The organism is Mucilaginibacter gossypiicola (assembly GCF_900110105.1).
In the GTDB taxonomy this organism is placed as follows: Bacteria; Bacteroidota; Bacteroidia; order Sphingobacteriales; family Sphingobacteriaceae; genus Mucilaginibacter; species Mucilaginibacter gossypiicola.
Window position 1 is genome coordinate 308,823 of record NZ_FOCL01000003.1, and the last position, 19,562, is coordinate 328,384.

18 protein-coding genes are annotated in these 19,562 nt (G+C 40.5%); all 18 read left to right on the forward strand.

Translation table 11 applies throughout. From position 1 onward, the window contains the following. Positions 1–437 precede the first annotated feature (437 nt). The 18 genes from BMX50_RS10995 to BMX50_RS11080 all read left to right on the forward strand — a co-directional run bounded on the left by BMX50_RS10995 (position 438) and on the right by BMX50_RS11080 (position 19,543). On the forward strand, positions 438–1,001 hold the full coding sequence (locus BMX50_RS10995; protein ID WP_244280946.1) for a UpxY family transcription antiterminator: 564 nt from the start codon (positions 438–440) through the stop codon (positions 999–1,001). Beyond that, positions 991–2,289, forward strand: a complete 1,299-nt coding sequence (gene tviB / locus BMX50_RS11000; protein ID WP_091210573.1) for a Vi polysaccharide biosynthesis UDP-N-acetylglucosamine C-6 dehydrogenase TviB — start codon at positions 991–993, stop codon at positions 2,287–2,289. Before BMX50_RS10995 ends, tviB begins: the two co-directional genes overlap by 11 nt. A 5-nt stretch (positions 2,290–2,294) precedes the next feature. Next, entirely contained in the window at positions 2,295–3,734 is a 1,440-nt protein-coding gene (locus tag BMX50_RS11005) for a lipopolysaccharide biosynthesis protein (RefSeq protein WP_091210574.1), read from the forward strand. Next, a complete protein-coding gene (locus BMX50_RS11010; protein WP_091210575.1) occupies positions 3,731–4,906 on the forward strand; it encodes a DegT/DnrJ/EryC1/StrS family aminotransferase in 1,176 nt (391 codons plus the stop codon). Before BMX50_RS11005 ends, BMX50_RS11010 begins: the two co-directional genes overlap by 4 nt. Next, positions 4,903–5,760, forward strand: coding sequence for a glycosyltransferase family 2 protein (locus tag BMX50_RS11015; RefSeq protein ID WP_091210576.1), 858 nt, complete (start codon positions 4,903–4,905; stop codon positions 5,758–5,760). The genes BMX50_RS11010 and BMX50_RS11015 overlap by 4 nt, the downstream gene beginning before the upstream one ends. Positions 5,761–5,784: 24 nt before the next feature. Next, positions 5,785–6,954 carry a glycosyltransferase gene (locus tag BMX50_RS11020; RefSeq protein WP_091210577.1) on the forward strand — a complete coding sequence of 390 codons (1,170 nt, stop codon included), beginning with the start codon at positions 5,785–5,787 and terminating at the stop codon, positions 6,952–6,954. A gap of 18 nt (positions 6,955–6,972) precedes the next feature. Further along, the gene (locus BMX50_RS11025) at positions 6,973–7,740 is read left to right on the forward strand and encodes a DUF2334 domain-containing protein (protein ID WP_091210578.1); all 768 of its coding nucleotides are present in this window, start codon (positions 6,973–6,975) and stop codon (positions 7,738–7,740) included. Positions 7,741–7,757: 17 nt separating this feature from the next. Further along, entirely contained in the window at positions 7,758–9,002 is a 1,245-nt protein-coding gene (locus tag BMX50_RS11030; RefSeq protein ID WP_091210579.1) for a DegT/DnrJ/EryC1/StrS family aminotransferase, read from the forward strand. A 9-nt stretch (positions 9,003–9,011) separates the two neighbouring features. Next, complete coding sequence (locus tag BMX50_RS11035; RefSeq protein WP_208864685.1) at positions 9,012–9,602, forward strand: sugar transferase; 591 nt, start codon at positions 9,012–9,014, stop codon at positions 9,600–9,602. Between the two features lie 12 nt (positions 9,603–9,614). Continuing rightward, positions 9,615–10,844: an O-antigen ligase family protein gene (locus BMX50_RS11040; RefSeq protein ID WP_091210580.1), complete on the forward strand. Its 1,230-nt coding sequence runs from the start codon at positions 9,615–9,617 to the stop codon at positions 10,842–10,844. A gap of 26 nt (positions 10,845–10,870) precedes the next feature. Further along, positions 10,871–11,932 carry a glycosyltransferase gene (locus tag BMX50_RS11045; protein ID WP_091210581.1) on the forward strand — a complete coding sequence of 354 codons (1,062 nt, stop codon included), beginning with the start codon at positions 10,871–10,873 and terminating at the stop codon, positions 11,930–11,932. A 28-nt stretch (positions 11,933–11,960) separates the two neighbouring features. After that, positions 11,961–13,802 (forward strand): asparagine synthase (glutamine-hydrolyzing), encoded by a 1,842-nt coding sequence (asnB, locus tag BMX50_RS11050; RefSeq protein WP_091210582.1) that lies wholly within the window; start codon positions 11,961–11,963, stop codon positions 13,800–13,802. Between the two features lie 15 nt (positions 13,803–13,817). After that, positions 13,818–14,549, forward strand: coding sequence for a hypothetical protein (locus BMX50_RS11055; RefSeq protein ID WP_091210583.1), 732 nt, complete (start codon positions 13,818–13,820; stop codon positions 14,547–14,549). Continuing rightward, positions 14,546–15,463, forward strand: a complete 918-nt coding sequence (locus tag BMX50_RS11060; protein WP_143065144.1) for a glucosamine inositolphosphorylceramide transferase family protein — start codon at positions 14,546–14,548, stop codon at positions 15,461–15,463. Before BMX50_RS11055 ends, BMX50_RS11060 begins: the two co-directional genes overlap by 4 nt. Further along, positions 15,464–16,534, forward strand: a complete 1,071-nt coding sequence (locus BMX50_RS11065) for a glycosyltransferase (protein ID WP_091210585.1) — start codon at positions 15,464–15,466, stop codon at positions 16,532–16,534. Positions 16,535–16,590: 56 nt separating this feature from the next. After that, positions 16,591–17,031: a hypothetical protein gene (locus BMX50_RS11070; RefSeq protein ID WP_091210586.1), complete on the forward strand. Its 441-nt coding sequence runs from the start codon at positions 16,591–16,593 to the stop codon at positions 17,029–17,031. Positions 17,032–17,245: 214 nt separating this feature from the next. After that, the gene (locus tag BMX50_RS11075) at positions 17,246–18,322 is read left to right on the forward strand and encodes an NAD-dependent epimerase (protein ID WP_091210587.1); all 1,077 of its coding nucleotides are present in this window, start codon (positions 17,246–17,248) and stop codon (positions 18,320–18,322) included. Between the two features lie 90 nt (positions 18,323–18,412). Next, positions 18,413–19,543: a glycosyltransferase family 4 protein gene (locus BMX50_RS11080; protein ID WP_091210588.1), complete on the forward strand. Its 1,131-nt coding sequence runs from the start codon at positions 18,413–18,415 to the stop codon at positions 19,541–19,543. Positions 19,544–19,562: the final 19 nt, after the last annotated feature.

Below are 19,562 nucleotides of genomic sequence, written 5' to 3' on the forward strand. Positions count from 1 at the left end.
ACCAGTGTGACTGGATTGGCGAAGCCGCAGGCGGGGTAAAAAACAACCGGTTAAAGTATTATATAGGCGGGTAAAACCGGTAAATAATATTGTAAACCATTAGTTCAAATTATTTTTCAATGTTCCGCCTAACCATGTGACTGGATTGGCGGAGCCACAGGCAACGTAAGCTGCCGCTGTATTAAACCAGATATCCGGTAAACCCGGCAAATATTATAAACCATTAGTTCAATTATTTTTTAATACCGCCTAACCAATGTGACTGGATTGGCGGAGCCACAGCCGGCGTAGGTTGCAGCGGTTATAAGCCAGGCAACAGGTAAATAATTTTCAAATACTACGCTTCTGCATAAAACAATCATCACTCGGTAGTATGTGAGTGAGTTGGCGAAGCTGTAGCAGGCCGTCAGTATCCCGATCCAACTTTTATTCATTTTATGGAAACCCAATTAAGAGTACCGCAATTTCGCATGACAAATTATCATGAAAAAAAATGGCTTGTTATTTACACCAAGCCCCGATGGGAAAAAAAGGTGGACAAGCTTTTAAAGCAAAGTGGCATTGAATGTTATTGCCCGGTTAGGGATGTAGTAAATCAATGGTCGGACAGGAAAAAGGAAATCAGTGTGCCGCTGTTTAGCTCCTACGTATTTGTTCATGTTGATGCATATGAGCAATCAAGAGCACTTTACGTAATGGGCGCATTAGGCTTTGTTTATTACATGGGCAAACCCGCAATAGTAAAGGATAATGTAATAGACGAGATCAGGACAAACCTTTCACGCTACAAAGACATGGAAATTGTAAGCCTTCAAAATCTCACTGTTGGCGATACAGTTAAAATAAAAGATGGCGCTCTTGTAAATCAAATGGGTAAAGTGCTGCAGATACAGGGCAAAAATGTATTAATGGTTTTTGAAACCATCAATTGCGCTTTAGTAACACGCGTTTCAATCCAAAACTTATCAGTTCATAACATTAGCGAAAATCATGAAAATTGACAATTATCAACCTAAATTAGGTATTATCGGTCTTGGTTACGTAGGCCTGCCCCTGGCCGTTGAATTTGCAAAAAAATACAAAGTCATTGGCTATGATATTAATGCAGATCGCATTAATGAGCTTAAATCAGGTATTGACCATACCCTGGAGATTGACTCTGAACAATTGAACGCAGTAATTACACCAGTTTGCACAACAGCAACCGGTTTATATGTTACCGACGAGGTTGAAAAACTGAGACAATGTAGCATATATATTGTAACCGTACCTACCCCGGTTGATAAAAACAACCGCCCTGACCTATCTCCGCTGATAAGTGCCAGCCGCGTAGTAGGTAAGGTTTTAAAAAAGGGTGATATTGTAATTTATGAATCAACAGTATATCCGGGAGTAACAGAAGATGAGTGTATGCCCATTTTAGAAAAAGTATCAGGGCTTACTTTTAATGTTGATTTTTTTGCGGGCTACTCACCCGAAAGGATCAATCCCGGCGATAAATTACATACTGTATCAAAAATTCGCAAAATCACATCGGGTTCAACTCCTGAAGCTGCCGAGACTATAGATAAGCTTTATCAATCAGTTATAACTGCCGGCACATTCAAAGCCCACTCAATAAAAGTTGCTGAAGCAGCCAAAGTAATTGAAAATGCCCAACGCGATATAAATATTGCCTTTGTGAACGAGTTAGCGATGATCTTTAATAAATTAGGCATCGATACTCACAAGGTATTAGAAGCTGCGGGTACAAAATGGAATTTTTTAAATTTCAGGCCCGGCCTTGTTGGCGGGCACTGCATCGGTGTTGACCCTTATTACCTTGCCCAAAAAGCCCAGGAAGCAGGTTATCACCCCGAGATTATACTTGCCGGTCGCCGCATTAACGATTCGATGGGAAGCTATGTCGCCGATCAGTTTATTAAACAGATGATTTGCCGCGGCACTTCAATAACAGATAGCGAGGTACTGATACTTGGCTTCACATTTAAAGAAAACTGCCCCGATGTAAGGAATACCCGGGTAATAGACATTGTAAAACGATTAAAAGAGTATAAGGTGAAAGTGCATATCCATGATCCGTGGGCCAATGCGGCGCATGCTAAAAAAGAGTACGGCATCATTTGCGAAAACGGCGAATCAAAAACGCGTACCTATGATGGGGTTTTACTTGCAGTTGCACACGAGGAGTTTAAAGAAATGAACATAAAAGCGCTTTGCAAACCTAATGCTGTACTGTATGATTTGAAAGCATTTTTACCAGAAGAGGTTGTTAACGCCCGGCTTTAAAAATCATGAGCTATAAACAAAGAGCGGTATCTGGCATAGTGTGGGCGCTATGGCAGCAATTAAGTTCAAAAGTAGTAAGCTTTGGTATCTCCATATTCCTTGCCAGGATCCTGGAACCATCGCAATTTGGTTTGATAGCCATGCTGTATCTTTTTATATCGGTAGGCAATAGCCTTTTGGATGGTGGCCTCACGGCTTCGCTGATCCGTACAACCGACGCAGATCAGCGCGATTATTCAACAGTGTTTTATTTCAATATCATTGGCAGCAGCATCCTTTACCTGATACTTTTTGTAACAGCGCCACTTATAGCTGCTTTTTATCATCAGCCGTTGTTAACGGCTGTTGTGCGGGTTTATACCTTAATTTTGATCATAAACGCGTTTTTTGGAGTACAAAGCACCCTGTTGGTTAAGGACTTAAAATTTAAAAAACAAACTAATATTCAAATCCCCTCGGCCATTGGCGGCGGAATATTAGGTATCGTACTTGCAAAATTAGGATACGGCGTTTGGAGCCTTGTTTGGATGGGGTTATGTACCTCGTTTTTATCAACAGCAATACACTGGATCACCTCAAGCTGGCGGCCGGCACTGATATTTGACAAGGCTTGTTTTAAAAAGCATATCCACTTTGGGTACAAAATGACGCTATCGGGTTTAATTGATACGGTTTATCAAAACATCTACCTGATAATTATAGGTAAGTTCTTTTCGGCAGCCCAGCTTGGCTACTACAGCCGGGCCGATTCGATAAGCCAATTACCAATAAGTAACATTTCAGCAGCTATAAATAAAGTTACCTACCCAATGTTTGCAGAAATATCAGACGATCCGGTGCAGTTAAAAAATGTTTATAAACGGCTCATGCAACAGGTAGTATTCTGGAATGCACCGGCACTCATCATGCTGTGTATCATTGCCAAGCCATTGTTTCATATTTTATTAACAGATAAATGGTTACCTGCTGTTCCTATTTTCCAGTTATTATGCATAGGCGGTATCATGTACCCGTTGCACTCCTATAACTTAAATGTGCTGAAAGTAATGGGACAAAGCGCCTTGTTTTTAAGGTTAGAAGTTATAAAAAAAGTGTTGAGCGTTGTTGGGATCCTGTGCTTTATTCCCTTCGGCATCTATGGCTTGTTATATTTCCAGTTATTTTTTAACGTGATAGCCTATTATATCAATTCTATTTACAGCGGGCGCTTAATTAACTACCCGGTTACCGAACAGGTAAAGGATATTTTGCCTACAGTGGCATTAGCCGGGGGCATTGGTCTGTGCTGTTATTTTCTCGACAAACTCCTGATCAACGATTTTTTCATCCCAACTATGCAAATTGGCATATTACTCATAATATTCGCCACGGTTTATTATGGAGCCAGTTTATTAATTAAGCTTTCTGCTATTAAAGATTTTAACCAATTAATCCTAAAACGATGATTCCCGTAACCAAACCATTTCTCCCCGCCGAAAAGGAATTCAGAGCTTATGTAAAAAGTATCTGGGAAAGACAATGGCTCACCAACAATGGCCCGCTTGTAAACACCCTTGAGCTAAAACTAAAGCAATACCTGGGTGTTAGCCATATGCTGTTTGTTACAAATGGCACAATAGCGTTACAACTGGCTATTAAAGCGCTTAAGCTAAGCGGAGAGATCATCACAACGCCATTTTCATTTGTTGCTACTACAAGCACTGTTGTTTGGCAGGGCTGCGAACCGGTATTTGTGGATATCGATCCAGGAACACTGAACATCGACCCAAGCAAAATTGAAGCTGCAATCACCCCAAAAACATCGGCCATATTGGCAACGCACGTATTTGGTAACCCTTGCGATATAACTGCCATACAAGCTATTGCTGATAAACATAACCTTAAGGTGATATATGATGCGGCACACTGCTTTGGTACCTTTTACAAAAACCGCTCGGTATTTGAATACGGTGACATCAGCGTAACCAGCTTTCACTCAACCAAATTATACCATACTATTGAAGGCGGTGCAGTATTTACCCAAGACCCCGAACTATTGAAAACAATGGCCCTGATGCGCAATTTCGGCTATTCAGGAGTTGATACCTTTTCTGAAGAGGGCATCAACGCAAAAAACAGCGAGTTTCATGCAGCAATGGGTTTATGCAACCTGCGCCATGTTGACGAGATACTTAAAAAGAGAAGGTATTTATACGAACAGTATCTGTCGCGCCTGGAGAACCTGGACGTTCAGTTTCAGAAACTTGAAAATGAACAAGACTACAATTATGCATATTTCCCTATAATTTTTCAAACAGAGGCGTTGATGCATCAAAGCAAAGCAAAGTTGGAGCTGGCGCAGATCTATTGCAGGCGGTATTTTTACCCTTCGCTATCATCGCTGCCATACGTAAAAAAACAGCCCATGCCTGTTTGTGATTCTATAGCCTCGAGGGTGGTTTGCCTGCCGTTGTATCATACGCTGTCGCTCTCTGATCTCGATCTTATTTGCAGACTATTGTTACGTGCTCAAAATTTTGATAATAATTTCAAACCCAAACATTTTGGTACGCTGGTTACCGATAAAATCGAATCTGAAATAAACGTGACAGCCGTGAATATAAATGGATCAGTATGATTGATGAAGAGTTAACGGTAAGTATCCTCTGCATTACTTACAACCACGAAAAATTTATCGCCGAAGCTATCCAGAGCTTTCTGATGCAGAAAACCAATTTCAAATATGAGATCATTATTGGCGATGATTGTTCGACGGATAAAACTCAATCAATAATTAAGCTTTATGCAGAAACGTGCCCGGGCAAGATAAAGCTCATAGCCTCTACTACCAACCTGGGCACGCATAAAAATTTAATTAATTGTATTGCAGAATGCAGGGGTAAATACATAGCACTTTGTGAGGGCGACGATTACTGGACAAATGAATATAAACTGCAAAAGCAGGTTGATTTTTTAGAAAACAATGCCGAGTTCGTTATTTGCTGCCATTATCATAAAGTAATAAACGCCGGCAATAAAACACTTTATGTTCATCCAAACCCAACGCCGCTGATACACACCTATGCCGATTTGCTGGCAGGAAAACAGGAAGAAACTAAAACCGCAACTGTGGTTTATCGCAACATTCCCGAAACAACCCAGGTATTTTCTACACCCTGGTTTTTTGAGTGTTTTGCAGGCGATAAAATGTTTAAGCTTTGGGCAACCCATAATACCGGCGGCAAAATTTACGTAATGCCCGAGGTAATGAGTTGTTACCGCCGGCACGAGGGAGGTGTATGGAGCATGATCAATGCTAAAGCGCGTATGGAAATGGTTATCAGTGACTTTAACCTGATCATTAAAAATTTCACATACTCAGCAATTGCAAAAAAGAAGCTTTTGCTGCTTTATATAAAACGCTATCTGCTATTTGAATTACAAAACAAACGGTTCCGCAAAGCTTACGATACACTAAAATACCTGCTATAACAAACAGAGCATTTAACACTCAAAATGAAAATACAAGCCGCCCCCTTTTCAAAACCCGTTCTGTTTTTCATTATTCCTTCGCTTAAAGGAGGAGGAGCAGAAAGAGTTATCATTTCGCTTGCTAATTACTTTAATAAAAACAACTTCCAGTCGGTACTCATTTCTTTAAACAACGATCTTCCAGCGTATGAAATTGAGGATGGTGTTAAAGTATTTTACCTTACCGACCGCCAGAAAAGCCGGTTAGCTTATAGGATGTATCATATTGCCGAAACTTTCTACAAGCTCATCAAGCTGCTACGAACTCTAAAACCGGTGTGTGTGTTATCATTCATTACTTCGGCCAATATTTGGGCCGGCATTACCTGTTGGTTAACCCGCGTGCCCTATATTGTTTCAGAACGTACCTCGCCGGATAGAAGCGTTATCAGCTTTAACTATTTGCATAAACAACTGGCTTTAAGCTTATATAAAAGGGCGGCGTCAGTTGTTGTAAGCGCTAAAGGAGTTGAGGATTGCCTGCTTAAGGATAAAGACTTTAAAGCGCTCAATAATATCGAACGTATAACAAATGCTGTTACTATTTTCCAATCGCCGTCAGATGAGAAGGTTCACAACCGGAGATTTATTTTGGGCGTTGGCCGTTTAGCTTATGTAAAAGGCTTTGACATCCTTATTGAAGCATATGCAAAATCAGGCCTCACTGACGTTGATCTTATAATCATTGGCGATGGCGAAGAACGTGCCAACCTGGTTTGCCAGATCTTTAATCTCGGATTAAGAGAACGGGTATTGTTACCCGGTAGCAGAAATAACCTTCAGGATTATTATAGCCAGGCCGAAATGTTTGTTTTACCATCACGCAATGAAGGATACCCCAACGCCTTAGTTGAGGCTATGAGCTTTGGATGCCCTTCTATAGCAGTAGATTGTAATTTTGGTCCTTCGGAAATAATTGTTAACGGCGAAAACGGGATGCTGGTAAAAAGAGCTTCAATAAGTGGTTTAGCCGATGCAATGCATCGTTTGGCTGGCGATGAGACGTTAAAAACAAATCTTGGAAATCAAGCCCGTATCATATCTCAAACCAATCATCCCGATAAAATATTGGGAGAATGGGAAACACTAATGAAAAAACACGCTGCCGCAACTGAAACAGCGGCACAACTAACAAACAGCCAACCAGCTTTGTAAACCTATCAAACTGTTAATATGCTACAGTACTTAATTCGTTTGGATGATTTATGCCCGACAAATAACCTCCCAAAATGGGAACGCTTCTTTAACCTGTTTGACAGGTATGGTATAAAACCTATAATAGCTGTTATACCGGCAAACAAAGATCCTAAACTAAAAGCCTGCGGCAACTTTAACCCTTACTACTGGCAGTTGGTACGCGAGCTCCAAGATAAAAATTATGTGATAGGCATGCACGGTTTTGATCATTATTATATCAACCACAACTCTGGTTTGCTGAAAATGAATAACAGATCAGAATTTGCCGGCTTACCCTTACAAACTCAAAAAGAAAAAATAAGAAAGGCGGCCGAAATTTTCAGGCGCGAAAATATTAACCCTACTGTTTTTATTGCCCCGGCGCATACCTTCGATCGTAATACCCTACTGGCTTTGCATGAATATACCAACATTAAAATAATAAGCGACGGCCTGCTCAAATCACCCTACGTAAGGTTTGGTTTTAACTGGGTGCCGGTTCAACTATCAGAAGTTGAACAAAAAACAAAATATACCTGGACATTCAACTATCATCCGGAAACCTGCCCTCCCCAGGCTTTTGCTGAACTTGAAATTTTTATAGAAAAAAACCATCACCTTTTTGTATCACTGGATAACCTGGATTTTTCAAATTATACCTGGGCTGATGCCGTTGCCGAAAAATATTGCATTTATAAAAGATTAGCACGTGATTACGCTCAAAAGGCAATTGCTTTTATGGAACGGATCCCTGCCGGAAACTAACATTATTTAAACCTGATATGAAAATTTCTTTTGCGCCACCTTACATTGACCAGGCCGTTATTAATGAGGTTATGGATACGCTTAACTCTGGCTGGATAACCACTGGCCCTAAAGTAGCCGCACTTGAACAGCAAATGAAACAACTTACAGCTTCGGATGCAGCTGTTTGCGTAAACTCATGGACATCGGGCGCTATCCTGATGCTCAAGTGGTTTGGCATAAAAGAGGGAGATGAAGTGATCATCCCTGCGTACACTTATTGCGCTACAGCTTTAAGCGTATTGCATTGCGGCGCTACCCCGGTTATTGTTGATGTAGATAAAGATTGCTGCATCTCCGCAGAAACTGTGATCAAAGCAATAACTCCAAAAACAAAAGCAATTATTGCTGTTGATATAGCCGGCTGGCCATGCGATTACGAACAGTTAAAGGCGATTATCAATAAACCTGAAATTAAAAAGCTATTTGTTGCCGAAAGCCCAAAGCAAAAGATTTTAGGCAGAATACTTTTAATTGCCGACGCAGCACACTCCATTGGTGCAACTATAAATGAGTTACCTGCATCAAAGTATAGTGATGTTTCTATATTTTCCTTTCACGCTGTAAAAAACGTCACTACAGCCGAAGGAGGTTGTATCTGTATTAATTTACCTGCCTGCTTTAATCCGGCCGAAGAACACCGGTATTTAAAACTATATACCCTTAACGGGCAAACCAAAGATGCATTTACCAAAAGTAATGGCGGCGGCTGGAAATACGACATCCTATTTATGGGCCTCAAAATCAACATGCCCGATATTTGTGCAGCAATAGGGCTCGGTCAGCTCAGGAACTATGATGCAAAACTGCTCCCGATGCGTAAACGTGTTGCATCTATATATTGTGATAGCTTTAAAACAATGGATTGGTTTATTGAACCACCATTAAAAGATGAACAAAGAGAATCATCCTACCATCTGTTTGCCCTCCGGATCAAAGATATATCAGAAGCACAACGCGATCAGATAATTGAAAGCATTATGAGTGAAGGGATCATGGCCAACGTGCACTTTACCCCGCTGCCAATGCTTACACTTTTTAAAGATCTGGGCTATGAGATTTCTCAGTATCCATCGGCTTACGCACTTTATGCAAATGAAATCTCGCTTCCTATATATCCGCAACTTACTGACGAACAGATTGATTTCATAATTACAACCGTGATAAGCTCAGTTAACGCTGTACTGGAACACTATAAAGAACCGGCAAAAGTTGAATTATAAAATACAGTTATGATTAAACGGCTTTTTGATATTGGCTTATCACTTATAGCGCTGATCATATTGCTGCCGCTGTTTGTTATAATTGCCATGGCTATTAAAATAAATTCGAGAGGAAGCGCATTTTATAAACAGGCACGGGTTGGAAAAGATGGAAACGAATTTGAACTCTTCAAATTCCGCACCATGTATGTGGACTCGGACAGGGCCGGATTATTAACCATAGGTAGTAAAGATTACCGGATCACCGGCGTTGGTTACTGGCTCAGGAAATATAAACTTGATGAGCTGCCGCAATTACTAAACGTATTAAAAGGCGACATGAGTTTTGTTGGCCCCCGCCCCGAAGTGCGGAAATACGTAAACCTGTATACACCTGCTCAGTTAAGGGTATTAAGTGTTAAACCAGGAGTAACAGACTGGGCATCTATCAAATATTTTGATGAAAATGACATCCTGGCCGGCAGCGACGATCCTGAGGATATGTATATCAAGGTTATAGTTCCGTCAAAAATCATTAAAAACCTCGAGTACATTGACAACCAGGGTATTTTAATGGATCTGAAGATTATACTATCTACAATAAAACGAATTTTTCAATAGCACCAATTTATTATGTTGCTTAAAAAGTGCCTCTTTTACGGTTTAATGTTCTTCTATCTGTACACACTTGCCTTTGGCATTTTCATGACAGATACTTTGAGGATTCCTGCACCTGTAATTTTTTGCATGCTGCTGTTTTTTGTGCAAAAGCCTTTGCTGGATTTTGGCTATACCAACGAGTTAATAGTTTTTGTAATTGGGGTTTTTTTGTACCAGGTAGTAGGCCTGAGCAATTATATTACCTTTTTTGCCATACTCCTTACTATAATACCATGCTCGTTATATTTTAACTATTTTATAGGTGCAAGTAAATCGCGCTATTACGCTTCAATATTGATGTTTTTTTTCCTGCTCATGTGCTCTATGATCATCATGGTACTGGATCACAGTATGGCAGGCACCATTGACCCGATAAGGAGTATGTTATTGGGCGAACCGGTTAAACAAAGCCCTGCAGGCCTGGCAGTAACGCAATTCAATTTCGGATACCAGGTTGTGGCCATTACTACCTTTGCTTTCATTGCGGCATGTACCACGGGGCAATACCTCATAGTAAGGATTTTGGTTTTAGCAGCCTGTGTTGCATGTATTTATCTTGGCATGAACAGGTCGGCATTTATAAGCTTTGGAGCCGGTGTAACGCTCTTCCTGTTTATTTACTATCGCTACAAGGCTGTTTTTCTGGTTGCAGCTACTGCGATCATATGTTTTGGGCTGTACACTTATGTGTTAAAAGATAACGTTGATGATAAAAACAACATCCTGTCAAAAAATCAGGCAAAAGAAGCCAACGATTTTAACAGGGCCAACATGGCTGCCGAAAACCTTAAAATATTTGCTGATTATCCTTTTGGGCTTATATTTTATGGTAAAACCTGGGATGAAGTAACATACCGGAACCCCTTGTTTACATTCGGCCTGTCATCGCACAATGCCTACCTGATGTTCATAACCCTGCTTGGCCCGTTTTTGGGCATAGGGTTGCTGTGGGCCATATATTATAAAACCGTCCGCCTGTTTTGGCAAACTATAAAAAATGTAAAGCATAAAGGGAGCGCAATTTATGTAGCTATATTTTTCACTTTTATAGCAATATCCTTAAACGCGCTGTCACATAACGGGTGGCTGATGAGTGTAGACGGCCCTACTATATTTATTTATTTCGCTGTATTACACTACAACAGGCTAAAAGACCCGGTAAAGCAAACCGAACCAGTACAGGAAGAATTAGCTGTCGCTTAAAACTTGATCCCAATTTTTAGTTTATAATGAGAAAGAAGATTTTCCTTGTTCTTAGTTCGCTTGGTGCAGGTGGTTCTGAGCGTGTTTACTGGCTGTTGTCTCAATATTTCAACAAACCCGATTATGAGGTAGTTGTAGTTCTGTTAAACGGAAACGAATGCAGTTTCTCTACAGAAATAGCAGGCATCAGGTTTGTAGATCTGAAAACAATAAAAGCTTCGCACTCATTTTTTAAACTCCGAAAACTGCTGAAAGACGAAAAACCATACGCAGTTTTTTCAACTACCGATCATATCAACATCCTGGTAGCCCTTGTATCTATGTTTGTTAAGGTGCCTAATTTAATAGCCAGGGCATCTAACAATCCGCAGCAAATGATGCAGTTTTATGGATTTAAAGCACGCTTTTACAATTACTTTTCAAGGTTTTTGTTTGTACGCTTTAACTCAATAGTTTGCCAGTCGGAAGAAATGAAACAAGCTATAGCCAGGCTTTATAACATTAACCTAAACAGGCTTATAGTTATCCATAACCCGGTTATTATAACAAGCGTAATAAAACCTCAAAACCAAATTTCCGGATTAAAGAGGCTTATTGCTGTTAACCGCCTTATCAAAGAGAAAGGATTGTTTCGCTTGTTGGAAGTTATGAAAGCATTGCCTCAAAACTACGTTTTAACTATAGCCGGCGATGGCCCGCTGATGAATACGTTAAAAGCAGAGGTGCAAAATATCGGTCTTAACGAACGTGTAAAATTTATCGGCGAGATTAAAAACGTTACCGATGTTATTTCTAAGCATGACTTACTGGTTTTAAGCTCTTTTACCGAAGGCTTCCCTAATGTAGTACTTGAATCGCTGTCAGTAGGTGTTCCGGTGGTTACATTCAGAGTTGGCGGCGTTAACGAACTGATAAAAGAAGGCTTTAACGGTTTCATAGCCGAACAAAATGATCTGTGCACACTACGCCAGCAAATTATAAGGGCATGCAATCAAACATGGCAGCATCCTAATATCAAAGCCGATATTATTGAGCGCTTTGGGCTCGATAAAATAGGGATGGAATATGAAACCTTGCTCGCTAATTAAGTAAAAACTAACCTATAACCTTTTTTGTATGTGCGGCATTTACGGATCAACAGTGAGATATGAGGATGATATCATATTTCAAAAATTAGCAAGGGCCGATTTCAGGGGCCCTGATTATTCAGGCTTTGAACGTAGCGGTCCGGTTACCTTAGGTCATAACCGGCTGGCTATTGTTGATCTGGATCACCGGTCAGATCAGCCGCTTACTTATAGTCACCTTAAAATTGTATTTAATGGCGAAATCTACAACTATAAAGCTTTAAGGGTAAAACTAACAGCCTTAGGTTACAGGTTTTTGACCGATTCGGATACAGAAGTAATTACAGCTGCTTTTCTTGAATACGGCGAAAATTGCGTAAGCCATTTCAACGGCATGTTTGCCTTTGCAATTTTTGACACGCGTACGCTCCAGCTTTTTGGCGCCCGCGACAGGCTTGGCAAAAAGCCATTTTATTATGCCCACAATGGCTTTGATTTTGAATTTGCCAGCCAGCCTTCACAAATATGTATCGGCAGGGATGTAACTATCAACGAACAAGCCATTAACGAATATTTTATATGGGGATATGTTCCTGAACCCAAATCGGCCTGGAACGAAATAAAAAAGCTTGAGGCCGGACATTCATTTTGTTTTGATTGCAACACCGGCAATTTCAGGACAAAAAAATACTGGGAGCTGGATTTAATCCATACCGAACGCTATGAAGGATCATACCAGGAAGCACAGTCCGATTTAACCCGGCTGATCACTAATGCAGTTGATATCCGTATGCATGCCGACGTGCCCCTGGGGGTATATCTTTCAGGAGGTATCGATTCATCGCTTGTTGCCGCCATGGCGTCAAAAAGCTATAAAAATGTAAAAACCTTCTGTATAAAATTTAGGGAAAAAGGCTTTGACGAAAGCGTTTTTGCACAAAAAATTGCTGATCATTTAAAAACAGATCATCATACCATTGAGTGTAATAAAGAAGAAGGCCTTGAACTCATTGAGAGCTTCGGACGCTACTACGACGAACCTTTTGCCGACTCAAGCGCTATTCCGTCCCTGCTGTTAAGCAAATACACCAAAAAACATGTTACCGTGGTTTTAAGCGGAGATGGTGGTGATGAAAGCTTTTTAGGATACAGCAGATACAAGTGGTTTACTATGGTTGACCAGCTGTTTAAATGCCCGCTGGCCGTGCGTAAAAAGATAGCAGATTTAATAAGCATCTCCCCTAACTATCGCCATAAACTAATTGCGTTAGGCATCTGCAACCCGGAGATCAAATCACTTTACGGGCTTATGCTGGGCGGCCTTGAGTACTCCTGGCTCGAAAACCCTAACATCGGTTTACAAGTACCGTTCATGGATATTTGGTCGTCCAAATCAACCAGCGTGCTTCAAAAACTATCGGCCTTCGATACAAAAACGTATTTAAATGGTGATATAAACACCAAGGTTGACCGGGGTACGATGGCTTTTTCATTAGAAGCGAGGGCACCGCTTATGGATCACCGGGTAGTTGCATTTGCTCAAAACCTACCCGACAGCTATAAGTTTAGATATGGCATTCAAAAAAGAATTTTGAAAGATATCCTATATCAATACGCCCCGGCTCAGCTGTTTGACAGACCAAAATCGGGCTTTACAATGCCGCTCAGTCATTGGTTTAGAAACGAACTGAAAGATCACGTAATGGACCATCTTTCCATAAGCGAGCTAAAAAACATCCCTGGTATTAATGTACAAAAATCATTTGCCATGATAAACGATCACATGAGCGGCAAATGGAACAGGGCTACACAGATCTGGAAACTGTTGGTGTTTACACAATGGTTAAAAGATCAGCATTCAAAACCAATTTCAACATACCAGGTAGCTTAAAACATTCTAAACCTTATGATCCAGATTAACAACAGGGCTATGCGCATAGTTCCGTACACAGTTGTGTGGTTTGCCGCTAAGCCCAATTTATGGGGTTGCCTGTTAAAATATTATAAACAAAGTAAAAGCAGTGAAGCTGTTCCGGGATACCGCAAAGAGGATTTTTTCACCAAAATAATTGATATAAACGCACCTGTACCTGCCATTGAAGCCAATTTTGATAAAAACACCTCATACGAAATACGCAGGGCCATTAAAGATGGGGTATCAACCGTAATGGGTACGGGCATTAAACCGTTTATTGAGTTTTACAATGCATTTGCAGTTACCAAAGGCCTCAAAAAAATTAATAAAGAGTTTTATAAATACAAACCGCACCTGTTTATCACCAAAGCGGTTTACCAGGATCAGGATGTTGTTATGCATGCTTACATCCGCGATAATTCGTCACAAAGGGTAAGGCTTTTACACTCAGCTTCTCTGTTCAGAAACGAAAACGATAGCCAGTTAAGGGCTGTTACAGGCCGGGCAAACCGTTTGCTGCATTTTGAAGACATCTGCTTTTTCAAACAGCTTGGCTTTAAAATATATGACCTCGGAGGCTACGCTTACAATACCGCTGATACCGAGCTTTTAAAGATCAACAAATTCAAAGATAGTTTTGGTGGAAGCCTGCTGCAAGAAACCGACTATATACCTATATCACTCACATTCCTGTCATTTCTAAAAAAAGTATTCCGACTATGAAAGATCTTCTCTCTGCACTTAATTCAATGGTTCATAAACTATTCTGTTATGATAAATGGAATATAGGTTACATATCACAATCTCCGGAAAACCTTATCCTCACCAAGCAATTAAACGGAAAAATTAACTGGTTAACAGAAGACAAGGCAGATTATGCTGCCGACCCGTTTACAGCAAATATCAACGGCCGTGTACATCTTTATTATGAAGAGCTTAATTTTTGGAAGGGCAGAGGCGAGATCATGATGACTGATGACATGCATTTTAAAAACAAGAAAAAAGTAAATGGCATCATGAAAGATGATATTCACCTCTCTTATCCTTACATGTTCACTGATAATGACCAGCTGTATTGTATCCCCGAAACAGGATCAGCCAAACAAGTCGCACTTTATCAAATAGATATGAACAATCCATATAAATTTGAAAAAGTTAGCGTGCTGTTAGAAGGTCAGCCGTTTGTTGACAGCTCGATTATACGGTACAACAACAAATACTGGCTTTTTACAAGTGTATCAGGTGAGCAAGGCGTATTGTACCTGTTTTATGCCGATAAGCTCGACTCGCCATTCAAGGCACATAAACAAAACCCAATAAGGGTGGCTTCAAACGTAAGCCGGTCGGCCGGCAGGTTATTCATAGTTGGGCAAAAACTTTACATGCCAAGCCAAAATCCAAAAAGGTGTTACGGAGGCTCTGTAATGATCAATGAAATAACCACTATAACCGAAACGGATTTTCAATACCATACTGCTTTTGAATTACTTCCCCAGGCACCTTATGACGAAGGTTTGCATACCATAAACTTCGAAAATGGATTATTGGTTGTTGACGGAAAACGCAAGGTATTTAGTGCCATGGGGCCTTTTAAAAAAGTATTCAGGAAGCTAAAGAATCTAAATAAGCCTAATTAAATGCAGAACACCAAACCGAAATTACTTTTTGTTTCGATTACCGATAAGGCAAACGGAGCTGAAAATATATTGCTGCAAGCGGCCCGTGCCAGTAGTGCCAGCCTGTTATTTTTAAAAAAGGTGGATAACGGCGGCTTAAACCTACCAGATGACCTGCACGTTGAATATGTGAGTACCGGAAGTATATTAAGTGGTTTTTGGGGGTTAATTAAAAGCTTAAGTAATTATCGCACAGATCATATAGTTTTCAGCACCCACCCCTATTTAAATGCTTACCTGGGTTTTTTAAAACGGATTGGTTATTTAAAATCAAAACTTATAGTAAGGGAATGCTCTTCCGTTTTAACCCGTTATAGCGGTTTAAAAAAATTGAGCTACCAAATAGCCTACTGGCTTGGCTACCCTGGCGTAAATTTAGTAGTATGCCAAACCTGCAGTATGCGCGATGTTTTTGTTCAGCATCTGCCTTACATTGACAAGCAAAAGGTTATCATTCAAAAAAACCCTATTGATATTGAACAAAACTTAATAAAAGCAGAAGCACCACTACCTGTAGCCGATAAAGGTGCCGAGTTCATTTGTGCAGCAGGACGGCTGATACCCGAAAAAGGATTTGACCTGCTAATTATGGCTTTTGATGAAATTAAGTCATCCCGCCCTAATCTAAAGCTGTTCATATTTGGCGAAGGCCCTGAGCAGATAACTCTTGAAAATTTAATCGGCGAATTAAAATTAACTGACAGGGTTATATTAAAAGGATGGATAGCTAACCCGATGCCTTTTTTTAAACATGCAAAAGCTTGTGTGGTATCATCAATAAAAGAAGGTTTCCCGAACGTGTTGCTGCAAATGATGATCCTAAACCCTGTTGTGATCAGCACCAACTGCGCAGGAGGCATTGACGAGATCCCCGGAATCTATCTCGCCGAAGCCGATAATGTTAACTCATTAACAACAGCCATCAACAATGCACTTAACGCTAAAAAACATAACAAGGACTTAATAATGCAATATGTAGAAGACCGTACCCCCGAAATTTTTATCAAATCAATACTGAATGCACTGGTATAAACCGGCCCCCACCTATACAAGTAGCGCAACAACTTTAACTAACTAAAATAAATTTTATGAAAACAATTATTAAAACCATCCGAAATGTTGTGTTGCCTATAATAACAACCGCAGCTATGGTATCTGCATTTAGCAGCTGTAAAAAAGCTGAGCAGCCAACGCCAACCACGCCAACAACCACTACCGTTACGCCACAACCGCAAGACGAAACAATCAAAACAATAAGTTTGATAGGATTAAGGGTTGACAGTGGTTTTTGTTACAAAATTGGCTATGATTTGCCAGAAATTGGCGATTCAAACACCGCCCCAACGGTTTCAAAGCTCAGATTGTTTGAAAATGGCGTTGAACTGGGGCCGGCCCACTCTGTCCATCACGATATCCGTGCATTTGGGCTTGGACAATTTAGCCACTGGGGAAACACGCTGTACTTCTCAACGTCAGACAATAGTGACCCGCTTACAAATGGGAGAAAGTACACTTATACCATGAAGTAAAATTTATCTGGTCACACGCTCAAACTCTCGCAATTTGGTACACTTTTTACTCAGATAAATCTAATTACATCTACCTACCATTCCAGCTTCTATTCTGATTCTTTTTTGTGCAGGCATCTACCTTAAACCTGCTTAAGCGTTCGCGCTACTATTTAACCAGTTAATCAACCGCCTTTTCTCACAAGGCTTTATTTAAACCTAATTTCACTTATTTATGAAAATTTTAATCACCGGCACCGCGGGATTTATTGGCTATCATTTAACCCAAAAACTTTTAACACGGGGCGATACCGTGGTAGGCATTGACAATATAAATGACTACTACGATGTAAAGCTAAAGCATGCACGGCTGCATGACGCAGGTATCAATGTATCAGAAATAGCTTATAACAAACCGGTTGTAAGCACCAGGTATCCTAATTATACATTCATTAAGCTGGATATAACAGACAAAGAAAATCTTGAACAACACTTTCGGGATCATAAATTTGATGCTGTTTGCAACCTGGCTGCGCAGGCAGGCGTACGCTATAGCCTTACCCACCCCGAAGTTTATATTGACTCTAATATCAAAGGCTTTTTAAATATCCTTGAGTGCTGCCGGCATTTTAGCATCGATCATCTTGTTTACGCCAGCTCGTCAAGCGTTTATGGTTTAAATAAAAAAATGCCTTTCAGCGAACATGAAATCGCCGACCATCCGGTTTCGTTATACGCAGCATCAAAAAAAGCTAACGAAATGATGGCCCACACGTACAGTCATCTATTTAACCTGCGTACTACAGGTTTGCGTTTTTTTACCGTTTATGGACCATGGGGCCGGCCAGACATGGCTTTGTTCATTTTCACCAAAGCAATTTTAGAAGGTAAGCCTATCCAGGTTTTCAACAACGGCAACATGCTGCGCGATTTTACTTATGTAGATGACATTGTTGAAGGCATTATCCATACTATTGATAAACCGGCAGAGCGTAACTATTTGTGGAATGCCAAAAACCCCGATCCCGCTACTTCATCTGCGCCGTTCAGGGTATTTAATATAGGCAGGGGCGCACCTGTAAACCTTCTTGACTTTGTTACCGAAATTGAAAAACAGGTAAATAAAACGGCAATTAAAACCTTAATGCCGATGCAGGACGGTGACGTAGCAGAAACCTGCGCTGATGTTTCAAATTTAGATGAAATGCTGAGCTACAAACCACAGGTTTCTGTCCCTGCAGGAGTTGAGCGGTTTATTGAGTGGTATAAAATGTACTATAATATCACTCCCGAGCCGGTTCTTGTTCATTAAAATCCCCGCTTCATTTGGTGCAGCACCATTTGAACAGTGTTAACCTTACCAATTAAATCATCGCTTACAAACATTGCTTATTGTACTGTCATGACAAGCAAAAAAGTGCTGATTGCCTGCGACTCAGCAAAGTCACTTATTGATTTTAGAGGCAAATTAGTTGAGCTGATGCGGAAAGAACATACCGTGTATGTTTTTACCCCAACAATACCGCCAGATCAGCGCGCTAAACTTGCATTGTTAAACATAGTCGTTTTTGAAAATAGCCTTAATGGCAGTAATGTATCTGTTTTATCAGATCTTAAATATGCCTTAAGGCTTTACCAGCTCATAAAGCAATTAAAGCCCGACGTTTTTTTTCCATATACGCTTAAACCCGTAATATACGGAACCATTGCAGCCAAATTGGGTGGAGTAAAAATAATAACCCCAATGCTCTCGGGGCTTGGTTACAACTTTGTGGCCGGCAATACGTCATTAACAAGCAAAATTACCCGCATACTACTTAAGTTCAGTCTCAGAAATAGACCGGGTTTGTCTGTTATATTTCAAAATAAAGATGATGTTCAAACTTTGCTTGATTTTAAGATCATATCAGCAAAGCATCAAACAACAGTTGTTAATGGTTCGGGGGTTGATTTAAGTCACTACACCCCTACCAAGCCGGATATGAATAATGTAAGCTTTATTATGGTATCCAGGCTCATTAATGCCAAAGGCATCCGTGAATATTTTGAGGCAGCACAAATTCTGTTCTTAAAGCATCCAGAAGTAACCTTCAAGCTTATCGGGGCTTATGATGATAATGTTGACGCCATTCATCCCGACTTGTTTTCGGAGATAAAGCACAGGAGTGTGATCAATTACATGGGCGCTGTTGACGATGTAAGGCCTTACATAAGTGGCTCATCTGTTGTTGTATTGCCTTCATATTACAGGGAAGGGGTTCCGCGGTGTTTACTTGAAGCCATGGCCATGGGACGCGCCATTATAACCTGCGATTCTGTTGGTTGCCGGGAAACTGTCGAAACATCGCCAAATAGTAATGGGTTTTTAATACCGATAAAAAACACAGCCGAGCTTGTGAACAAAATGGAATACTTCATAACCAACAACCAGGCTATCAGCAGCTTCGGACAAAATGGATTGGCGTTGGCCAAGGAAAAATTTGATGTACACAAAGTAAACGCCAGGATGATGCAGATTATGGACCTGAATTAATTAGCCGAAAAACCAATAA